Origin of the sequence: Bacillus lumedeiriae (genome assembly GCF_044891285.1) — a bacterium.
In the GTDB taxonomy this organism is placed as follows: Bacteria; Bacillota; Bacilli; order Bacillales; family Domibacillaceae; genus Pseudobacillus; species Pseudobacillus lumedeiriae.
Genome location: NZ_JAUIYO010000005.1, coordinates 51,513 through 70,348, shown reverse-complemented (window position 1 = coordinate 70,348; position 18,836 = coordinate 51,513). Strand labels below are relative to the sequence as shown.

At 40.6% G+C, this 18,836-nt stretch carries 21 protein-coding genes, 1 tRNA gene and 1 pseudogene; 14 read left to right on the top strand and 9 right to left on the bottom strand.

From position 1 onward, the window contains the following. A complete protein-coding gene (locus QYG89_RS08995) occupies window positions 1-894 on the top strand; it encodes an RluA family pseudouridine synthase (RefSeq protein WP_404316660.1) in 894 nt (297 codons plus the stop codon). Window positions 895-1,339: 445 nt separating this feature from the next. Here the strand turns inward: QYG89_RS08995 and prpE are convergent, their stop codons facing one another. Next, window positions 1,340-2,083: a bis(5'-nucleosyl)-tetraphosphatase PrpE gene (prpE, locus tag QYG89_RS08990; protein WP_404316659.1), complete on the bottom strand. Its 744-nt coding sequence runs from the start codon at window positions 2,081-2,083 to the stop codon at window positions 1,340-1,342. Window positions 2,084-2,207: 124 nt separating this feature from the next. On the opposite strand from prpE, the gene QYG89_RS08985 reads away from it, so the two are divergent. Next, the gene (locus QYG89_RS08985) at window positions 2,208-4,064 is read left to right on the top strand and encodes a monovalent cation:proton antiporter family protein (protein ID WP_404316658.1); all 1,857 of its coding nucleotides are present in this window, start codon (window positions 2,208-2,210) and stop codon (window positions 4,062-4,064) included. 220 nt (window positions 4,065-4,284) lie between these two features. Here QYG89_RS08985 and fabI read toward each other — a convergent pair whose 3' ends face one another. Then, on the bottom strand, window positions 4,285-5,064 hold the full coding sequence (gene fabI / locus QYG89_RS08980) for an enoyl-ACP reductase FabI (protein ID WP_404316657.1): 780 nt from the start codon (window positions 5,062-5,064) through the stop codon (window positions 4,285-4,287). Window positions 5,065-5,240: 176 nt separating this feature from the next. On the opposite strand from fabI, the gene QYG89_RS08975 reads away from it, so the two are divergent. After that, a complete protein-coding gene (locus QYG89_RS08975; RefSeq protein ID WP_404316656.1) occupies window positions 5,241-5,837 on the top strand; it encodes a CotO family spore coat protein in 597 nt (198 codons plus the stop codon). 100 nt (window positions 5,838-5,937) lie between these two features. Here QYG89_RS08975 and QYG89_RS08970 read toward each other — a convergent pair whose 3' ends face one another. Next, window positions 5,938-6,450, bottom strand: a complete 513-nt coding sequence (locus QYG89_RS08970; protein WP_404316655.1) for a CotY/CotZ family spore coat protein — start codon at window positions 6,448-6,450, stop codon at window positions 5,938-5,940. A gap of 459 nt (window positions 6,451-6,909) precedes the next feature. Here QYG89_RS08970 and QYG89_RS08965 point away from each other — a divergent pair, with 459 nt between their 5' ends. The 6 genes from QYG89_RS08965 to QYG89_RS08940 all read left to right on the top strand — a co-directional run bounded on the left by QYG89_RS08965 (window position 6,910) and on the right by QYG89_RS08940 (window position 9,352). Next, window positions 6,910-7,362 (top strand): sporulation protein, encoded by a 453-nt coding sequence (locus QYG89_RS08965; protein ID WP_404316654.1) that lies wholly within the window; start codon window positions 6,910-6,912, stop codon window positions 7,360-7,362. Between the two features lie 12 nt (window positions 7,363-7,374). Then, window positions 7,375-7,851 carry a stage V sporulation protein AC gene (gene spoVAC, locus QYG89_RS08960; protein WP_404316653.1) on the top strand — a complete coding sequence of 159 codons (477 nt, stop codon included), beginning with the start codon at window positions 7,375-7,377 and terminating at the stop codon, window positions 7,849-7,851. A 114-nt stretch (window positions 7,852-7,965) separates the two neighbouring features. Further along, complete coding sequence (spoVAE, locus tag QYG89_RS08955; RefSeq protein WP_404316652.1) at window positions 7,966-8,322, top strand: stage V sporulation protein AE; 357 nt, start codon at window positions 7,966-7,968, stop codon at window positions 8,320-8,322. A 79-nt stretch (window positions 8,323-8,401) separates the two neighbouring features. Further along, window positions 8,402-8,542 carry a YjcZ family sporulation protein gene (locus QYG89_RS08950; RefSeq protein WP_404316651.1) on the top strand — a complete coding sequence of 47 codons (141 nt, stop codon included), beginning with the start codon at window positions 8,402-8,404 and terminating at the stop codon, window positions 8,540-8,542. A 198-nt stretch (window positions 8,543-8,740) separates the two neighbouring features. Continuing rightward, window positions 8,741-8,998 (top strand): stage VI sporulation protein F, encoded by a 258-nt coding sequence (locus QYG89_RS08945; protein ID WP_404316650.1) that lies wholly within the window; start codon window positions 8,741-8,743, stop codon window positions 8,996-8,998. 90 nt (window positions 8,999-9,088) lie between these two features. Further along, window positions 9,089-9,352, top strand: coding sequence for a hypothetical protein (locus QYG89_RS08940; protein ID WP_404316649.1), 264 nt, complete (start codon window positions 9,089-9,091; stop codon window positions 9,350-9,352). A gap of 151 nt (window positions 9,353-9,503) precedes the next feature. On the opposite strand, the gene QYG89_RS08935 is transcribed toward QYG89_RS08940, so the two are convergent. The 3 genes from QYG89_RS08935 to QYG89_RS08925 all read right to left on the bottom strand — a co-directional run bounded on the left by QYG89_RS08935 (window position 9,504) and on the right by QYG89_RS08925 (window position 11,256). Beyond that, the gene (locus QYG89_RS08935; protein WP_404316648.1) at window positions 9,504-9,926 is read right to left on the bottom strand and encodes a GNAT family N-acetyltransferase; all 423 of its coding nucleotides are present in this window, start codon (window positions 9,924-9,926) and stop codon (window positions 9,504-9,506) included. A gap of 7 nt (window positions 9,927-9,933) precedes the next feature. Beyond that, the gene (locus QYG89_RS08930; RefSeq protein WP_404316647.1) at window positions 9,934-10,443 is read right to left on the bottom strand and encodes a YjcG family protein; all 510 of its coding nucleotides are present in this window, start codon (window positions 10,441-10,443) and stop codon (window positions 9,934-9,936) included. An 87-nt stretch (window positions 10,444-10,530) separates the two neighbouring features. Continuing rightward, window positions 10,531-11,256, bottom strand: coding sequence for an alpha/beta hydrolase (locus QYG89_RS08925; protein ID WP_404316646.1), 726 nt, complete (start codon window positions 11,254-11,256; stop codon window positions 10,531-10,533). 429 nt (window positions 11,257-11,685) lie between these two features. On the opposite strand from QYG89_RS08925, the gene QYG89_RS08920 reads away from it, so the two are divergent. From QYG89_RS08920 to QYG89_RS08905, 4 genes and pseudogenes are all read left to right on the top strand, one after another. Beyond that, window positions 11,686-11,758 (top strand) — tRNA-Val (locus QYG89_RS08920). A 247-nt stretch (window positions 11,759-12,005) separates the two neighbouring features. Next, window positions 12,006-12,682: pseudogene (locus QYG89_RS08915) on the top strand (ATP-binding protein); the annotation flags it as partial. A gap of 262 nt (window positions 12,683-12,944) precedes the next feature. Further along, the gene (locus QYG89_RS08910) at window positions 12,945-14,072 is read left to right on the top strand and encodes a DUF4145 domain-containing protein (protein WP_404316645.1); all 1,128 of its coding nucleotides are present in this window, start codon (window positions 12,945-12,947) and stop codon (window positions 14,070-14,072) included. Between the two features lie 185 nt (window positions 14,073-14,257). Next, a complete protein-coding gene (locus tag QYG89_RS08905) occupies window positions 14,258-15,223 on the top strand; it encodes an S-layer homology domain-containing protein (RefSeq protein WP_404316643.1) in 966 nt (321 codons plus the stop codon). A 261-nt stretch (window positions 15,224-15,484) separates the two neighbouring features. On the opposite strand, the gene QYG89_RS08900 is transcribed toward QYG89_RS08905, so the two are convergent. Continuing rightward, window positions 15,485-15,988, bottom strand: coding sequence for a DinB family protein (locus QYG89_RS08900; protein WP_404316642.1), 504 nt, complete (start codon window positions 15,986-15,988; stop codon window positions 15,485-15,487). A gap of 355 nt (window positions 15,989-16,343) precedes the next feature. Between QYG89_RS08900 and QYG89_RS08895 the strand changes: the two genes are divergently transcribed. Continuing rightward, entirely contained in the window at window positions 16,344-17,105 is a 762-nt protein-coding gene (locus QYG89_RS08895; RefSeq protein WP_404316641.1) for an SDR family NAD(P)-dependent oxidoreductase, read from the top strand. Between the two features lie 39 nt (window positions 17,106-17,144). On the opposite strand, the gene QYG89_RS08890 is transcribed toward QYG89_RS08895, so the two are convergent. Both QYG89_RS08890 and QYG89_RS08885 read right to left on the bottom strand, forming a co-directional pair. Then, window positions 17,145-17,330: a hypothetical protein gene (locus tag QYG89_RS08890; protein ID WP_404316640.1), complete on the bottom strand. Its 186-nt coding sequence runs from the start codon at window positions 17,328-17,330 to the stop codon at window positions 17,145-17,147. 329 nt (window positions 17,331-17,659) lie between these two features. Beyond that, the gene (locus tag QYG89_RS08885; RefSeq protein WP_404316639.1) at window positions 17,660-18,562 is read right to left on the bottom strand and encodes an acyl-ACP desaturase; all 903 of its coding nucleotides are present in this window, start codon (window positions 18,560-18,562) and stop codon (window positions 17,660-17,662) included. Window positions 18,563-18,836 lie beyond the last annotated feature (274 nt).

Here is an 18,836-nt window from a genome sequence, read left to right as displayed (position 1 = left end):
ATGAAATTTCACTTACATTGGACAGCAGCGGAGCGGGATGATCAGAAGCTCTTGCGCGACTTTTTAGCCCAACAGCAAATTTCCCGGCGGGCACTGACGGATATTAAATTCGGCGGCGGCCGGATTTCCGTTAATGGCCGGGAGGAAAATGTTCGGTTTGTATTAAAAACGGGAGACAAAGTGGAAGTGACTTTTCCGCGAGAAGTGCCAAGTGAAGGGATCCTTAGGGAACGACTTCCACTTACAGTCGTATTTGAAGACGATTATTTACTCGTTGTGGAAAAGTCAGCAGGCATGAGTACCATACCATCACGGGAACACCCCACAGGCAGTCTTGCGAATGGATTGCTCGGTTACTATGACGATCACGGCATCGAAGCGACTGTACATATTGTGACGAGACTCGATCGAGATACGTCTGGTCTAGTGCTCATTGCTAAGCATCGGCACGTTCATCATTTATGTTCAGAAATGCAGAAGAAACATACGATATCTCGAACGTACGAAGCGTTGGCAGGCGGGGTTTTTTCTGTTCAAAAAGGGAAGGTTGAAGAGCCGATCGGGCGCAAAGAAACGAGCATTATTGAACGGGAGGTAAGAGAGGACGGCCAGTATGCCTGTACTACCTTCGAAGTGATTGAATCATTTTCATGGTTCACTCATGCAGCTCTTAACTTGCAAACCGGCCGCACTCATCAAATTCGTGTCCATCTGGCTCATATCGGCCACCCGCTTCTCGGTGACGAACTGTATGGCGGGGAGTTAACCGCGATCAGCCGCCAGGCGCTCCATTGTTCAAGACTATCATTTTTGCATCCGATTACAAAGAAGCCGATGTATTTTGAATGTCCGCTTCCCGAAGATATGCGGAGAGTAATAACAATAAACAGTTGAAAGTGCCAAACAGTGAAATAGCTAATCGTACTAAAATAAAGAGACTCTGCCGCACGTTTTGGCAGAGAAACGATCAAGGAGCTGTCTCAAAACTAAAGTGTCAGACCTCACATCAACAATATACTGTATATTAGAAGGATGAATATCCAATGCATACAGTGTATTGGGGATGAGGTCAGATCTTTATGAGACAGCTCCTTTCTTTATGAGATAGGCTATGCTAAAATTCCCAGTTGATTTCCGCTGCAGGCGCTCGCTTTCCGAGGGCGGCCCGAAAGCCTCCTCGGTCGCTGTCGTTCCTGTGATGTCTCCTTTGGACACGCTTTTCCCACAGGAGTTTCGCGCCTTCTGCTCTAATCAATAAAGAGGCAGCATCACCAATAGACATTAACAAAGCGATTAAATAAAAATGTTAGGTTTTGTTCCAGGGACTAGCTGTTTTTTTTCACAAGTCTTCGATACGGCGGAATTTCTCCGTAATGAAAGGCATGGAAGAAGGAACGGAGACGGTTTCTTTTTCAGGATAGCGAAAGGCTGTTAAGGCTCCGCCGAAGACAGCACCTGTATCAATGTTGGCAGAATGATTAACGATTCGGACTTCTTTTGTTGGTGTATGACCATAAATAATCCACGGTTTCCCGTGGTAGTGTGTCGCCCAATCGCGCCGAATAGGAAAGCCGTCAATATCGGAGGCGCCAGTAATGTCTCCGTAAAGGACAAATGTTTTGACTTTAGAGTTATATTTGCCAATGTAGTCTTCACGAATGCCTGCATGAGCAATAATTAAGTTTCCGCCATCGAGCACTTGATAAAGAGGCGATTGTTCATATAATGTCACAAACTTCTTTTTTACGCGTTTATAATCGCGGGTATCCAGTGCATTCAGTTCAGCCGCTGTCGTTTCCAGTCCGTTGTTGATCTTGACTTTGTTGCCAATCAGCATTCGATACAACTTATTACAGTGATTGCCGGGAGCGTAATAAGCTAGTTTTCTCTCCCATAAATCGTAGACGGTTTCAATGACGCGGACAGATGCAGGGCCACGGTCAGTTAAATCGCCGACGAAACCGAGAATACGGTTATCCGGATGGATAGGGAGGCCGCTTTCCCATGAATAGCCGAGTTTTCTTGTCAGTTCTTCAAATTCTGGGAAACAACCATGAATGTCTCCAATAATATCAATATTCACGCAGAAAATGCTCCTTTCATTTGTCATTTGTGACGCATAATAATCTGTAGTGAAAGAACATATCGTTTCCTTTTGATATAGTAATAAAAAGAGTAGAAAACATCACGGAAAAGGAGGTTCTTCGATGGAAGAGCATGCCTCATTACTTTCACTGGTTATCGTTATTGTTGCCGCTTTTTTAACTCCTATTATGCTTCATCGGCTGAAGCTGAACTTTATTCCAGTTGTTATTGCAGAAATTATTGTCGGCTTACTGATCGGGAAGAGCGGTTTGGATGTAGTTTCTCAAGATGTCTGGCTTGAAACCCTGTCTACGCTTGGTTTTCTTTTCTTAATGTTTTTAAGCGGAGTGGAAATTGATTTTACCGCGTTTTCTATTAAGAAAAAAAATGCTCCAAGAATGCTGCCGGGGAAGAAAGAGCCGAATTCATTTGCCGCGGCTTCCATCGTTTTCACCGGTATCTTAGCGTTGTCTTTCGGGTTATCTTATTTATTCGTGTGGTTCGGATTGATTGATGATGCCTTTTTAATGACACTAATTATTTCGACGATTTCGCTTGGTGTGGTCGTGCCAACGTTAAAAGAGGCCCATTTAATGAAAACGGTGATCGGACAGATTATTTTGCTTATCGCAGTTATTGCGGACCTTGTTACGATGATTCTGCTCGCTGTGTTCGTATCGGTGAATGGAACGGATGGAGGAAACATGTGGCTGCTGCTCGTATTGTTTGCGGCTGGTGTGTTACTTTATTTCATTGCCAAGCGCTTTAAAAATAAACCTCTTTTTGAAGCGTTGTCCACTAGTACGGTACAGATTGGTACGAGAGCAGTGTTCACATTAATGATTGTGCTCGTCGCTTTGTCTGAATATGTGGGAGCGGAAAATATTCTTGGTGCTTTTCTTGCGGGTGTACTCGTTTCCCTGCTTGCGCCGAATCATGAGCTTACCCGACAGCTTGACTCGTTTGGTTATGGCTTTTTAATCCCCATTTTCTTTGTAATGGTCGGTGTAGAGCTCGATCTGTGGTCACTGTTAAGTGATAAAAAAATGCTTATGCTCATTCCGTTATTGATGATCGCTTTTCTTGTTTCTAAAGTGCTTCCGCTGTTTTATTTAAAAAAGTGGTATGACATGAAAACAGTACTTGCATCTGCCTTTTTACTAACGTCTACTTTATCACTTGTGATTGCCGCAGCAAAAATTGCCGAACGGGTCGGGGTGATTACACCACAAATGAGCGGCTTGTTAGTTCTTGTTGCTGTACTTACTTGTTTAATCACACCTACTGTCTTTAAAAAGCTGTTTCCCCCTCATATGAAAGAGGAGAAACGAATCAAAATTGCTTTCGTTGGAGCCAATCAGTACACGATGCCGATTTCAAAAGAATTGAAATCTGCTTTATATGACACGGTTGTTTATCGAAAAAAGTCGCAATCTGAAGAAAGTAATTTAAGCAATTCTGTTTTTGATGTCATTGAACTCGATGATCTTTCCGTCGTTACATTAGAGAAAAACGGAGTATTTGCCGCTGATATTCTCGTGTTTGCGACGGGCGACTTAGACCAAAATGCAGAGCTCGCGACAGCAGCAAAAGAAAAAGGGGTAGATCGGGTGATTGCCCATGCTGAAAAAGAGGAAGTAGAACAGCAGCTGATTGAAAAAGGCATTGAAACGTTCTCGTACTTTTTGTCTGCGAAAGCGCTGCTGCGCGCCTTGATTGAATCACCGAGCATTATTAGTATTTTAACGAATAAAGAAACATCATTGTATGAAGTAGAACTGCTCAACGATAATTACGAAGGTCTTACGCTCAGGAATTTTCCATTTACAGGAGATGTCATCTTCGTCCGAATTTTCAGAGGGAACGACTCAATTGTTCCACATGGAGATACCGAGCTTCGTCTGTATGACCGGCTCATTTTAACCGGTTCGAAGGAATATGTGGATGAGTTAAAACTCGAGCTGGAATACGGAGGATAAATAGGAAAGGGCATCCCCCAGCTGGAATGTACGGCTGGGGAATTGCCCGGCTAAGCAGCTAGTGACTGTTTCATAGATACAGGAAATGAAATGAAGCTGTCTCAAACCAAAATACCAGATTCCCCATCAATAATATGCTCTGTATTAGAAGGATGGACATCCACTACATACAGTTATTGATGGGGAGTCAGATCTTTGTGAGACAGCTCCAGCATCACAGTTAACCTATAATATTGTAGCCGGAGTCAACGTAAATGACTTCTCCTGTCACACCTCGTGACAGATGGCTTAACATCGCAACTGTCATGTCGCCTACTTCTTCTTGTGTAACATTACGTTTTAAAGGTGCTTTTTCTTCAATGATTCTTAGTATATCGTTAAAGCCAGGTATGCCTTTAGCCGCTAGTGTTCTAATGGCTCCCGCTGAAATAGCATTCACTCTAATATCATCTTTTCCTAATTCGAGTGCTAAGTATCTTACACTTGATTCAAGAGCCGCTTTTGCGATCCCCATAACATTGTATTTTTCAACTGCACGCTGTGCGCCTAGATAACTCATGGTCACAATAGAACCACCTTCTGTCATAAAAGGCTTTGCTTCTCTTGCGATGGCAATTAATGAATAGGCACTTGTGTCATGAGCAAATGCAAAACCATCCCTTGATGTATTAATAAACTCACCATGTAAATCTTCAGCGTGAGCAAAAGCGATGGAATGAATGATTCCGTGAATGACTCCTACTTTTTCACCAATTTCCGTAAATGCTCTGTGGATACTTTCATCGTCATTTGCGTCACATTGGAAAATCAAATCTGTTGGATGTTCGTTTTTTTCTAACAGCCTGGTCAACTTTTGAAGAGATCTGTCTAAACGGTATGTATAGATTACATTAGCCCCAGCTTTATAAAGAGATTGTGCAATCCCCCAAGCAATACTTCGTTCATTGGCAACCCCAGTTACAACTATGTTTTTCCCTTTTAATTTAAGTAAATCTTCCATAGTATCCTCCAATTAATTATTGATAGTTGGTTCATCTACATTTTTATTATATCTGGTTTTAGCATCTGATACTATGTTTGAATGTACTATTGTTCATGAATTATGTCTTATTATTTTTCATGAATGAGTGAAAACGAGCATATAAATGAAAGGAAAGCCCTGCAGGAGGTGCGAATATGAAAAAAACCGAAGAAAAGCGCGAGCCGCTTCTGTATATTCATCAGCCTCAATTTGTTTACCCTGAACCTGTGATGCAAAGTACGTATCGCTCAAAAGATGAATTAAAAGAAACTGAATTAGCTGAGACAGAAACAAATCAATTAGAAACCGCACAAGAAGAGATGGATCACGTGAAAGATAAACAACAGAAAAAAGAGAAGAATAGAAAGAAGAAACTTTATGAAGCGGTGAAAGCGGAACAGCCGATGATTGAAGAGGTACAGCGGCAGGAAAAAGAGGTGAAGAAAGACCTTATAAAAAACGAACAGCTGAAGGAGGAGGAAGAGGAAACAGAAACAGAAACGAAGCAGCATGTGTGGAGGGGAATGCGGCCGGTTAAACGATTTCAAGAGATGGAAATGGATGAAAAACTTCAGCATTTAATGAGTCAATTTACGACACTTCCATGCATATTTGAATGCGAAGAGATCTCTCATAAAGGTGTACTTGAAGAGGTGACACCCGAACAAATCAAAGTAAAAACAATTCAAGGTGAAAAAGTCGATATCGAGCGGAAGGATCTAAAGCGGATCAGGCTGCTAGGCCCGTTATAAAATAAAACTTCATTCTTTAGCAGAATAAATGAGCTGGCCGGTAAGGAGTTATCGGCCAGCAAATAAAAAGCAGCGGCAAACGCCGCTGCTTCTTTCTGCGTTAGTCACAAATGTTTAAGTTGACATCTCTGATACATTGAACAGCGCAGAAGCAGTTCAAGTCAACTGTGATACAGCTGTTTGTTCTATCGAAATCTTCCACTTCGCAGACTGCACAAAGGTCAATACCGCAGTCGCTGGCAAGATTCACAGTTCGATCATGACCGTTTAAAGGTTTTAATACGCGCAGGCGTGCACAGCAGTTGTCAAACACTTCTTCAACACGGAAGAAGATGGATACGCATGCGTCACATGGACCAGTTACATTTTCAGGTCTAAAGAAAGCAAAGAACGGGGAACCGTCTTTAAGTGTGAGTGTGAAGACGCGCGTGTCAGCATTACGGCGTCGTGGTCCTGCTAAATCGCCAAGCGGTTCATTGAAGCAATCTTTACAGTCTTTGCAATCGTCGCGGTCCGCTTCATCTTGAAGATCTTGAATAGCCCGCAGCACCTCGCAAACACAGCTGTCATGACGGCGACCATGATGATCATCGTGGTGTTTACCGCAGCTCATGAATATTCTCCTTTCTCTAAGTTATTTCGTTACAATATCAACATATGTCATTCTTGCTAAATGGGTGTAGAAGATTAGTGTGATTGGGCAATAAAATTTTTATCATTTGAGGAAAAAGAAGAAGAATGGCTTTTATGCTTATGGATCTTACAGCTCTCTTTTCCATCCCTTTCTAGGGGATTGTAATTAACTTAATTGTATATAAAATCATATGATAAGTTAGGCAAGGAAAAGGAGGTAATGACTTCATGAGCCAGTCTTCGAGTCAAAACAATGATAGTCAAAATCAAAACCAAACGAATAACAGTCAAATAAAAAAAAGTAAATCATGTGGCTGTTCCAAAACGAAAAGAACAAACAATAAATCGTCTGAATAAAGGCGATTTTTTCTTTTGGATAAATAAAAATAGGAAAACGGAAAAAACTAAGTAATAAACGCTAGAAGAATGGAGGAAGAAAATGAAAGCGGTCATTTATGTGCTTGCGGCCATCGTCCTTGCAGGGTGCAGCCCTCAAGAGGAGAAGGAAGACAGCCGGCTCGCTTTAATTAAAACGACGAATCCAGAACCGATTCAGCTCGAACATAAAGGGCCTTCCGTGGAAGATATTCGCAAAGACGTAGAGAGCATTGATGAAATATACGATGCAGCGATTGTTAAAGGTAGCCATCATATACTTGTCGCTTATAAAGTGAAACATCTTGAACGGTTTCGCATGAAAAAAATTGAAAAGGCACTAAAAACACACCTTGAAGAACAATATGGAAAGGAAAAGTTTGTCGTATCGAGCGATTATAAAATTTTTCTTGAAGCGATCAGGCTGCGAGAAGACATAGATGCCGGAAAAATAAATGAAAAAGAAGCAGACAAGCGGCTCCATGAAATTATTAGTCTGAAAAGAGAACGAACGTAAAGGAGAAGGCTGATGGCTAACAACAATGAAAAAAAGACACCTACCCAGCAACAATATGACAAGCTGAATCAAAAACATGAATTAAAGCGGCCGCTTCTTAAAAATTGTGTGCGTGCTTTTTTCGTGGGCGGATTGATTTGCACAGTTGGTCAGGCAATTACTTATTTCTTCATTTACTTTTTTGACTTTACCGAACAGACAGCCGGCAACCCGACAGTGGCGACCATCGTCTTTCTTTCGATGCTGTTGACGGGATTTGGAGTGTATGATCACTTAGGACAGTATGCCGGAGCAGGAAGCGCTGTACCTGTGTCGGGGTTTGGAAATGCAGTGATTTCAGCAGCAATCGAACACCGTACGGAAGGGTTTGTTCTTGGGGTTGGCGGGAATATGTTTAAGCTGGCGGGCTCCGTTATTTTGTTCGGTGTATTTTCGGCTTTTGTCGTAGCGCTAATTAAAACCATCCTTATTCAATGGGGAGGATTATAACCCTCTAACGCTTTACTTCACTTGTAAAATGCAGAGAACTCTCCTGCATGAAGCGTTTTAAAGAGGCAGGAACATTCTTCTTGGTGATAATTAATAGGAAGGGAGTGGTAATCAATGCTGGCAATGTTTTTTTGGGCTTTTGTGATTGGTGGACTTATCTGTGTGATCGGCCAGTTGCTTATGGATGTTGGGAAACTGACCCCCGGACATACACTGAGTGCAATGGTCGTTGCAGGAGCCATTCTTGCTGGATTTGATTTGTATGAACCGTTAATTGATTTCGCTGGAGCAGGAGCGACCATTCCAATTACAAGCTTTGGAAATTCACTCGTTGCAGGTGCTATGCAGGAAGCGGACAAGCATGGCATTGTCGGCGTGCTGACTGGTATGTTTGAAGTAACGAGCTCCGGTATCTCCGCTGCCATCATTTTTGGATTTATCGGTGCGGCAGTCTTCAAACCAAAAGGATGATATCCGTGAGTTTTGCCCAAACCAATCTTCGTTTTTCTCATATAGTAACAGTGTACTAAGAAAAAGCGAGGTGATACAAATGGGCTTTGGTTACTGCGGATACGGCGGTGGATACGGCGGCGGATATGGCGGCTGCGGCTATCGTGGAACATCTACTTTTACATTGATCGTTGTGCTTTTCATCTTGTTAATTATCGTCGGAGCAAGCTTCTACTGCTAATAACAGGTGAGACCGACTGAACGGGGCTGTTTTAAGCCTCGCTTCAGCCGGTTTTTTTGTTTTGTAATAAAGTGCTTTGTACATTATTCTGCTTCCACGTATCTTTTGGCTGAGAATCGTCTCCATTTTTGTTCGGGAAGTGAACGTTTTAATGAATGAAGCATAAGATGAAAAGGAGAAGAAGGGGGATGAACAAAGGTGGAAAACGGATTTTTCAAAAACATTGAACAAAAAACGGGTGTGCGAATGAAAGATGTAATCGAGTTAGCGAACTCTTTACAAAATGCGAACTTTAAAGACGAACGGACAGTTAGGGATGTTATTAAGCGTGTATCGGCGCTGGCCAACAAATCAGTTCCACAGCAGCTGGAAGATCAAATTGTTCAGTCCATTGTGAAAGACGGCCGCAAACTAGATATGCAAACGATTACGGATATGTTAAATAAAAGAGAATAAAATTAGAATTTTCAGAAAAATATGTTTTGTTTTTTAGAAAAGGGGTAAAGAAAAAAGGGGGAATGTTTGTAGGGAGAGGGGAGAAGGAAGATGGGCTATATCTTACCAATCACACACTATCAATATAGTCAGTATCAAGAACGAATAGTGAATAGCGCGGGCAACAGGTATTCATTGATCGGTTCTGTAGAAAGGATTTCTTTTAAGAAGGCTAACGATGGTTATCCCGATCCATACACAGCCTCTGATCACCGCACAGGGGCCCGTCTTTCAAAGAAAAAAGAGCATGAGGCTTTTCAAGTGCATCTTGCAAAGATCAGCGGCAAGGGAGTTCATATTAATAAGACCGTGTAATGGAGTAACATACACAGTCTAAAGAACAGAGGGATAAAGGAAAAGGGCTGTCTCGCAAGGTCTGATCTCACTCTACATACATGATAGACAATGTATGATTGATGTAGGATTTGACACTTTCGCTTTGAGACAGCCTTCTCTTGGCATGTATTTAAAACGTTTTTTTCATTGTTTTATGAGGTATGCCGGCATCTATAAATTCATCTGAAATCACTTCATAGCCAAGTCGCTCGTAGAACGGAATGGCATGAACCTGTGCATCAAGTTTGAGGGCAGGAATATCCCGCTCCTTGGCATGCGCTTCGACAGCCTCCATAATGAGGCGGCCGGCACCTTTGCCGCGGTAAGTAGGCAGAACGCAAATGCGTTCTGCTTTGCCAAGGCCGTCCTTGATACGGAAACGACCGGCACCGCACGGTTTTTCGTTATCATATAAAACGAAATGAGCCGCAGCTTCTTCATGTTCATCAATTTCTATTTCGAGTGGGACACCTTGTTCTCCGACAAATACTCTTTTGCGGATGTCGTATGCATCCTCACGCTCTTGGTTGTTATTTACAGTAATGACTTTCACAGATGTATTAACCCTTTCCAAGTATGAATGTTTCGTACACAGTCCATGAACCATTCTCTAATTGATAAAGCAAATGGAAGCGATCCACGGTTTCATCATGGTCAATGGAGAGCATTTGCAAAGAGTTATACACATCATCATGCTCTAAGTTAGATAAGTCTTGTCCAATCGTTAAATGAGGAACAAAAGCATGCTGTGATTGATTTCCGAGTGAGCCTTCCAGCTCTTCATTTAAAGTAGTAATGGCTTCATTCGGATCTACTTTAAAATAAATAGTATTGTTTAACGGATGGAACGACTTTACTTTGCTTAGATGAAAAGCAAAGGGTTGGTGCTTCTTAGCGATTTCTGATAATTGGCCAGTTAGACTTTTTAGATCACTTTCATTAGCATCAAATGCACTTTTTAACGTAATATGAGGTGGAACAAGTGAATAATGGGGATCGTACCGCTTTCTGTATGAGTTAGCTAAATCCTGAAGTTTTTTTGCTGGAAAAATAACGATACCTAATTTCATGCATTTCCACTCCTTATAAAATAAAAGTTAATTATGCTTCATTTTACTATTATAACAAATCTTCTAAATTTTCTAAAGGAAAGCGACTTATTCAAACATAGTCAGCAGTGCCCGCTTTAAATCCGGCTGCCAAAACTTCCACGAATGCCCTCCTTGAAACTCATCATAAAAGCAATCGAAGCCTTTCTCGGAGAAGAGGCGATGAAGCTCCCGGTTCGGTGACAAGAAATCATCTGTCTCTCCATTCATTCTCGTCACGTTCGTTTCTTCCAGGCCAATGACGTGGTACAAACTTAAATGTTTAAAGTCTTTTGCTTCATTTACCGCCTGCAGAACTTTATGATCGACATGGGGAGAATGCATGATCACTTTTCCGAACGTATGTGGATAATGAAGAGCAGCCATTAAAGAAACCGTTGCTGCCAGCGAGTCGCCAGCGAGCGCTCGTCCGTAGCCAACGTGATAACCCGGATACTTTTCATCTAGAAACGGAACAAGCTCATGTGCTAAAAAGCGAATGTACGCTTCTTGTTTTGACCCATCCGGATGATATTTGTCCCACCGGTCTTGTACATTGCGATAAGGCACACCGACAATGATCACATTTTCAATCTGCTCTTCCTCTAACAGTTCATCCGCTATACGCGGAATGCGTCCCATCTGGAAATAGTCTTTCCCATCCTGGGCAATTAACAGCGAATATTTATATAACGGAGAAAAATTCGCTGGAAGATAGACGAGCAGCTCAACCTCTTCATTGAGCTCCTTTGAGTAAATTTTTTCATCATGAATCGTGCCGCGTTTTGTCATCATAGCGATCCTCCAAACCAATATGTAGTCATCCATCTTTGATTTTAGCACAAATGAGCCGGATGGTAAGGAAGGAAGCACTGCAAAAAAGCCGCAGGAACTTGTCATCCTTTAGCCGTCCTCTGCAGCTTCTTATGTATGGCGGATAATGTACATTGTATGAACAAAAGCATCAAATTATGCATGTTTTCATCGAATGAAATAAAAAAAGTGGCTGATTGATGAAAAGGTGTGACGCTGGCTAAATACCTTTACCCAAAGTGAGGGATGGATAAACCATACGTATCTAGAAGCAAAAATGCTGGTAGTTGTTTGTAATAAAATATCAGTATTTGATGAAGCAGAAAAATAAAACCCTTTAAAGAAAACTTTTCTAAAAAAACCGTTGACAACCGACTATATATTTCATAAAATAAGAGTTGTCAGTTGAACGATTCCGTAGCTCAGCTGGGAGAGCGCTACCTTGACAGGGTAGAGGTCGCTGGTTCGAACCCAGTCGGAATCATACTTATTAAAGCCGTAAAACCTTGATATATAAGGGTTTACGGTTTTTTTGTGCTTAATAGGAGTTTCTTTCAGCGGCTTTGCTTATTTTGTTCGACCGGATAAATCACATAAACAAGAGAAACTCGCAAGATCTAAAAGGTCATTTCTTCAAATATCTGGTTTGATGATAAAATAGTACCCGGGAAATAAGTCGTTATGGATGATTTGTATAAAAAGTAACGATATACGATAAAGGGAGGGGGCGTATGATTGTATATGAAGCTACAAAGACGGAGTTTCTAGAGGATGTGTTTCATGATGAGCTCGTTAATAATATATGCAAAAACTATAATGAGAAAATAGGTCGGATTAATGAGCGGGAAATCCGGGCTTGGGATAATTCTATGCAATACATGTATCGTGTGTTAGGTGATCATGAAATTCCGAACGATGCCGGGGTGGCGATTGAGTTTAAAATCCCGCACACATCTAAGAGAGTGGATTTCCTGATCTCGGGGGAAGATGAGGGACAAAACTGGGTCGTTAAAGCAATGGGGCGCTGTAGAGGCTGTTAAGGGGAAAGAAGCAATCGTCAAAACTGCTATGAATAAAGGGATCGTTGAAACGACTCATCCTTCTTACCAGGCGTGGTCGTATGCTTCATTAATAGAAGATTACAATGAAAATGCTCAGAGTCAGGAAATGACATTACATCCTTGCGCTTATTTGCATAATTATATCCACCAAGGTGAGCAAGATCCGCTGACGGACTCGGTATACCAATATTACATTGAAAAAGCGCCGGTTTTTGTTAAAGGACAGGCAAAGAAGCTGCGCGATTTTATTAAACGTTATATTAAAGAGGGAGATAATAAAGAAAATCTTTATAAAATCGAAAATGGGCGAATTCGTCCGTCGAAGTCACTACAGGATTCTTTAAAATGGATTATGACATTGCAACGGATCTATTATTTGGAACACCACTATGCGTTCCTCATGGAAAAGGAAGATGCCTTATACCTTCATCTAATCTATAAATTCATGAAACATAAGAGCAATGGGGTTAGTGCTGTAGTTATAAAACCAAAAGATCATATAGAATAACATCAAAGCGTAGTAAGTCCAATGATATGGGGTTACTACGCTTGTTGTATTATCTAGTGATTTAAAATAGAATGTAGGCAAATGATCTGGGGGGAGATTATATGGATAAGCCATCTTATTTTTATCAGTTTCTTGAACCTATTTCAAAAGAGCTCGCTTTTGTGGCGCGTGAGCTTGAAAATAGTATTTTTACAGGTCCGCGTACGATGCTGACGCATGCAAGAATATTTGTTGAGAACATCTTGCAGCAGGTGATTCAAGCAGAGAAGTTACCAGATGATCAATGGACAAATTTGAAAGAACGAATTGATTTACTCAATGAGAATGGTTATTTGACACCCGACATTCGTGGTGCGCTTCATCATGTCCGGCAAGTTGGCAACCAAGCGGCGCATGATTCCCGAATGTTTCGCTATTCTGAAGCACTGCTGTCATGGGAAGCGGTGTATAAAATTGTTAAATGGTACGTCGAAGTGTACGGACCTGTAGAATTTACAGTTCCGATTTATCAAGATCCATCGCCTCAGACGGAACAATCGTATGATATTACTGAACTTGAAGAACGGCTCAAATCTTTAGAGAAGCTGCTCATGTCATCTATGCAAAAGCTGAAACAAGAACCGAAGACGAAAAAAACAGGGGAGCCTGCCGTGCCAGCGCTGCCGGAACTAGAACGACCAGGCTTCACAACGATTCGGACCATTATATACAAAGGTCAAACATTGGAAGTTCCGTATTTCCTGCGTGATGCCTTCTTATTGCCCCAGCGTTTTGCTAAGTCTGAAACCTTTCTTATTAGACTAGGCGCCGAGCAGCAAGCGCGCATCATGAGTGAATTGCCGAACAATTTCGAAGGACTACATGAACATGTGAAACGCTATAACGAAAAGAACGATGAAACCTTCTTTGAAGAATTAAAATTATTCACTGAAGAAGAGAAAATTCGGAGGCAGCTGATGCTCGAACGCCCAGGGGAATTATTCTTCTTTTATAAAGCCGAGCACATCATTGTGACAGAGGAATTGTCCAAAATATCTCTTAACGCAAATGAATTCACAGGCATTCCGAGCCTCATTAGACAGCTAAATGAAGATCAAATTGAAACAGTTGGGCAGCTGCCGCAAGAACTTGTCATTCTAGCTAAGTATGCAAATGTTGGGGTTGGGACAGTGGAGAAATTGTTTGAGCAATTGAAAGCAAAACAACAAAGCCTAGTGGAAATAAAGTGAACATCGATAGAAGAACCTCATCTATTTTTCCGAAATGTAAGCAGCGAAATACGGATGGCAATCTTCCATTAAAGTATTTTTTGATAGGTTATAATCTGGATTGAGCCCACTATTTAACTTTATTTACTTTTTATTGATGTTATAATCTAAAGTATTAGGTCATTAGTACTGAAAGGAGTAATAATGTGAAGAAATACCTTAGTGGACTATTAGTTTTTTGTCTGTTTATTAGTAGTACAATAGTGGCTTCGGCAGCATTTGAAGATGTTTCCAGAGAGCACTGGGCGGTCGATGAAATCACCTTTTTAACTGATAAAAAAGTGATTAGCGGATTCCCGGATCGAACGTTTCGCCCTCAAGCACAGGTTACGAGATTGCAAGCCATGATTTTAATGGCTCAAGCATTAAAACTTGATCTGAAGAATCGACCTGATCCTGGGTTTAAAGATTTGTCAAAATCGAACGCTAACTATAAATATGCGGCTGCCATCGTAGATGAAGGGATTTTCCCAAAAGTCACTTATTTGAATCCGAATCAACCGATTACACGTGAGCTTATGGCCCGTATGATTGCTATTGGCTTTAAGCTGAAACCTACCGGCCAAAATAAGTTTGCAGATGTTCCTTCCAGCCATTGGGCTCACCCATATGTTTCTGCACTAGCAGATAATAATATCACACTGGGTTACTCAGAAGGAAAATTCGAGCCATCTAAAACTCTTACGAGAGGGCAATTTTCTGTATTCTTGGCACGTGCATTAAACGATCGCTATAAAACTTTTAACTTTTATAATAAAAGATTCAACTTTATTCTCCCGCTTCCTAACTATATGAAGGATAAATTAACTTATAATACAACAATAGAAGGCGGCATTTATTACACAAGCTTTTATTATAATGATCAAACGTTTCTAAATAATTCGTTCTGGGTTGGGGGAATCGATCAAGTACATAAGAGTAAAAAGTCAATCTATGACAATCCATGGTCCGTATTTGTGAAACAATCCGGCGATTATTATTACTATTTCGAGCTGCCCCATGAACACCCTTATGCAAATGTGGATCCATACTATAGTTCGCGGGAAGCAAAAGAGTATTTTCAATATGCTAATCGGTTATTCAATATGTCCAAAAGCATTCAATCACAATAAGTAAAGAAGCTTCTTTTAGCGAACAGTGTTTAGTCCTGTTCGCTAAAAAATATGAACAAGAGGATCTAGAATTAAATGAGACAACAAAAAAGAGCCAGTTTGTCATTCTTGATGAATTATTGAAAGAAACCGATTTAAATGTATGAAACTGATATTTATAAAAATGGCTCTGTTAAATTACAATGTTGATAATTGGTCAAAAGTTAAGGGAAACCCAATAGATATGGGGTTTCCCATTTCTATTACTAACAAACTTGTTCGTTAAAGTGGTGGGGTTTCCACGCCTAAGTGAATCCAATCTTCTTTTGGTGGTCCATAAACCCCAAAAGGTTTTATTCCTGCTTGACGCATAAGAATGGTAACTTGTCCACGATGATGAACAATGTGCTTGACTAGTCCCATTAAAATTTGAGCATTTGTTTCTTCCCTGCCAAATGCAGTCTGCACTTTCTTCAAAGATTCGTCTGTCCATTGTTCTTCAATGACTTTGATTGCAGAAGAACTTATATGTTTAAAGGTTTCAGCAATTTCTCTAGCCGAGTCAGGGACATTTTCTGCATTTTCTACTTTATCTACTTTCAACCCGAAATGAGCTAAATATTCTGGAATATTTGTTGTGAAATGCCAAACAATTCTTCCCAAAGTACGCCCTTCTGGGTAAACTTCTTGTTTCAATGAATCATCAGTTAAACCTTCCAAAACCTTTTGAGTCAGCGCTGCCTCCCCATTCCATTCTCTGATAAAGTCTGAGATCGTTACATACATCTACAATACCTCCATAATCAACATTTCTATGATTTTTTATTTCAGAAGAAATATTACGAAACAATCGTTCGTGTTTTTTGAATTTCCTTCTTTGTTATCTTTCGTTACCACGACTATCAACAAATATAAATCAAGCAAGATAATTATCGCTATACTTTAACAAGATAATCTCACCGAATACGTGTTCTTATGTTGATTATATCAAGACTTTGAACAGGTATCAAAAATCAATAATTACCTTTAACAGGGCCATAAAAATAATCGTTTTGTGAAATTCCGAATGAATTCATTGGGGATTTTTTTAATTTTTGGTATGATCTGTTCAAGGTCAATCGAATGAATAGGGGTGTTTTTCATGGATTTACAATTACAAGGAAAGAATGTATTAATTACTGGCGGATCGATGGGGATAGGGAAGGCCATTGCTAAAGTGTTTGTCGCGGAGGGAGCGAATGTGTCGATTGCGGCACGCAGGATAGAAGCATTAACGAAGACGAAAGAGGAACTTAATGGGAACGTATCTATTTTTCAAGCGGATATTTCAAATGAGGATGAGCGGGAGAAGCTGATCCAATCTTTTATCGAGCAAAAAGGAACGATGGATGTTCTGATTAATAATGCAGGCGGCAGTAATGGCGGCAAAGCGGTGGAAACGGAGATGAGTTTGTTTTATGAGGCGCTGGAACTGAATTATTTTTCCGCTGTTCATCTAAGCAAGTTAGCGGTTGAAAGGATGAAAACAGCCGGAACAGGAGCCATTATTAATATTTCCTCTATATTCGGAAGAGAGAGCGGCGGCAAGGTGACATATAATAATGCAAAAGCGGCTCTCATCAGTTTCACGAAGTCATTGGCAGATGAAGTGATTTCCTCTGGCATTCGAGTGAACAGCATTGCGCCAGGAAGCATCCTGCATGAAACAGGAAATTGGAAGAAGCGTCTGGAAGAGAATCCTGAGGGGATTCAAGCGTTTATTGCTAACGAAATTCCGGCAGGGCGTTTCGGTACGCCGGAGGAAATAGCGAATGTGGCTGCTTTTCTAGCTTCAGAGAAAGCTTCTTGGATTGTAGGGGCAAGTATCAATGTAGACGGCGGGCAATCTAGGATGAATTTTTAGAAAAGAAAAAGCCGTTGAATGTTCAACAGCTGTCGCAGTTTAGGAGCGCTGGATTGTAGAGGTGGAAAAACTTTTAATTAATCTTTGTAAATTTCTATGTCCTTCTCTCACTTTAACCGTTTCTTCCATGATTTTTTGGAAACCTTCTAAATCTTTATCGGAGGCATTTAATACGGATTTGGTTACGCTTTCGGCGATTTGTTGTAAAGATAAATCTGAGCTCATACATAACGGCCACCTTTCCACTTATTTGTTGGGGGATGTGTATTTCTCTCTTTAAAAACTATTTAGCAAAGAGAGTGTATTTTCCTGCAAAAAGTATGATAAACTTCTCAACAAATCTCAACAGAATCCCCAAACTTAAGTGGAATGGCAAAAAGATAAGCGAATAGTGTCAAAGGCAAGGGTTGCTTTTGACACTATTCGCTTCAGGCTGTTGACAAACGCTCGCTTTCTTGGTTGCTTGTCAGGGCTTCACGCCTCGAAAGGAAAATGTTTTCAAGCAGCTTGAAGGCATCTGCAATGAACAAACGCTTTCTTTCATTTATAAATAATCACTCGCCTGCATGGAGTTTTTTATAAAATCGGTCTCTGATTCGTTTCATTTTTTGATGATATCGGAGGATTTCCAAGCGTGCTTTTTCTGCTTCAGGTGCGATCGGCCGTAATTTTTCAAGTTCCCAATACTCAACGATGACATCTAATACTTGATCAAAATATTCTAATGGACCATAATTTGCCTCTTTGGCAATAATGGACATTCTATCTTCAAAGTCAGGCATAACAGCCCCAGGCATTTGGAAGTTCATAATGACTTTTCCTAAATAGTAACAATAGTTTGGCTCTAATTCTAAATGATACTTGATGACGTCCCGATAAAAGGCATAATGTAACGTCTCGTCTTTTGCCAGTCTTTTTAAAAGGGCAGTTAAATTTTCATCATGTACTCTAGCATTCTTAGCGACGTTATTGTAAAACACCATTGTGGCTAATTCTTGCAGTGAAGTATAGACCATCGTTTCGAAAGGTGTATCGAAATCCGGACTCCAGCCCATTTCTACCGTTTGTTTATGAAGAACGTGTAAGCGTTTCGGATCGACATTTCTTGTGATCAATAGATAATCTTCAAGCAAGTTAGAATGCTGATCTTCCTCTGCTGTCCACGTGTGAACAAAGTCACGAACGATAGATAAGGAGCCTTTAAATGTTTGCTCCAAATGAGAAGTAAACCACGGTAAATTGACTTCTGTTAACAAGGCTGTTTCAACAGCAGTAATTAACCCCTTCGGCAGCGTAACCTGGCTTTCATCCCAAGGGACTCTTCGAAAGTCTTTCGCTTGATCCCATGGCAAGAATTCATGGTAGCTCCAATCTACTTTTTCTGATCTTTCTTTATGAAGCGCATACAATTCTTTTAATCTTGGCTCTAATCTGAAATCTAAATGATTTGTTAGCATGTTTATCTCCCATTTACGGTATATTATTGTACAGCGGTTTATTAGTTATACAAATCTTAAAAGTTCCAGCGGCGACGAGTAGAGTCTATAAAGTTATTTATACAAAAAAAGAACCCTGTTCACAGTCTGATGCTGTAAGGAATAGGGATGGCTTTTTGTTGATCGTTGTAATCTTGGTTGAAAAACCACTAGTCTACTTTCTACTATTATAAATGACGGTAAAGGTGATTTCAATTTTTACTTTAGATAGAAAAAATGATTGACAAACTAGTAT

Bases quoted from the DNA above. Each gene is read 5' to 3' on its own strand.
- QYG89_RS08985 (WP_404316658.1), top strand. From the start codon at position 2,208: ATGGAAGAGCATGCCTCATTACTTTCACTGGTTATCGTTATTGTTGCC.
- QYG89_RS08885 (WP_404316639.1), bottom strand. From the start codon at position 18,562: ATGCTAACAAATCATTTAGATTTCAGATTAGAGCCAAGATTAAAAGAA.
- QYG89_RS08940 (WP_404316649.1), top strand. From the start codon at position 9,089: ATGGGCTATATCTTACCAATCACACACTATCAATATAGTCAGTATCAA.
- QYG89_RS08895 (WP_404316641.1), top strand. From the start codon at position 16,344: ATGGATTTACAATTACAAGGAAAGAATGTATTAATTACTGGCGGATCG.
- QYG89_RS08890 (WP_404316640.1), bottom strand. From the start codon at position 17,330: ATGAGCTCAGATTTATCTTTACAACAAATCGCCGAAAGCGTAACCAAA.
- QYG89_RS08900 (WP_404316642.1), bottom strand. From the start codon at position 15,988: ATGTATGTAACGATCTCAGACTTTATCAGAGAATGGAATGGGGAGGCA.
- QYG89_RS08995 (WP_404316660.1), top strand. From the start codon at position 1: ATGAAATTTCACTTACATTGGACAGCAGCGGAGCGGGATGATCAGAAG.
- QYG89_RS08975 (WP_404316656.1), top strand. From the start codon at position 5,241: ATGAAAAAAACCGAAGAAAAGCGCGAGCCGCTTCTGTATATTCATCAG.
- fabI (WP_404316657.1), bottom strand. From the start codon at position 5,064: ATGGAAGATTTACTTAAATTAAAAGGGAAAAACATAGTTGTAACTGGG.
- QYG89_RS08910 (WP_404316645.1), top strand. From the start codon at position 12,945: ATGGATAAGCCATCTTATTTTTATCAGTTTCTTGAACCTATTTCAAAA.
- QYG89_RS08930 (WP_404316647.1), bottom strand. From the start codon at position 10,443: ATGAAATTAGGTATCGTTATTTTTCCAGCAAAAAAACTTCAGGATTTA.
- QYG89_RS08970 (WP_404316655.1), bottom strand. From the start codon at position 6,450: ATGAGCTGCGGTAAACACCACGATGATCATCATGGTCGCCGTCATGAC.
- QYG89_RS08950 (WP_404316651.1), top strand. From the start codon at position 8,402: ATGGGCTTTGGTTACTGCGGATACGGCGGTGGATACGGCGGCGGATAT.
- QYG89_RS08965 (WP_404316654.1), top strand. From the start codon at position 6,910: ATGAAAGCGGTCATTTATGTGCTTGCGGCCATCGTCCTTGCAGGGTGC.
- spoVAE (WP_404316652.1), top strand. From the start codon at position 7,966: ATGCTGGCAATGTTTTTTTGGGCTTTTGTGATTGGTGGACTTATCTGT.
- spoVAC (WP_404316653.1), top strand. From the start codon at position 7,375: ATGGCTAACAACAATGAAAAAAAGACACCTACCCAGCAACAATATGAC.
- QYG89_RS08925 (WP_404316646.1), bottom strand. From the start codon at position 11,256: ATGATGACAAAACGCGGCACGATTCATGATGAAAAAATTTACTCAAAG.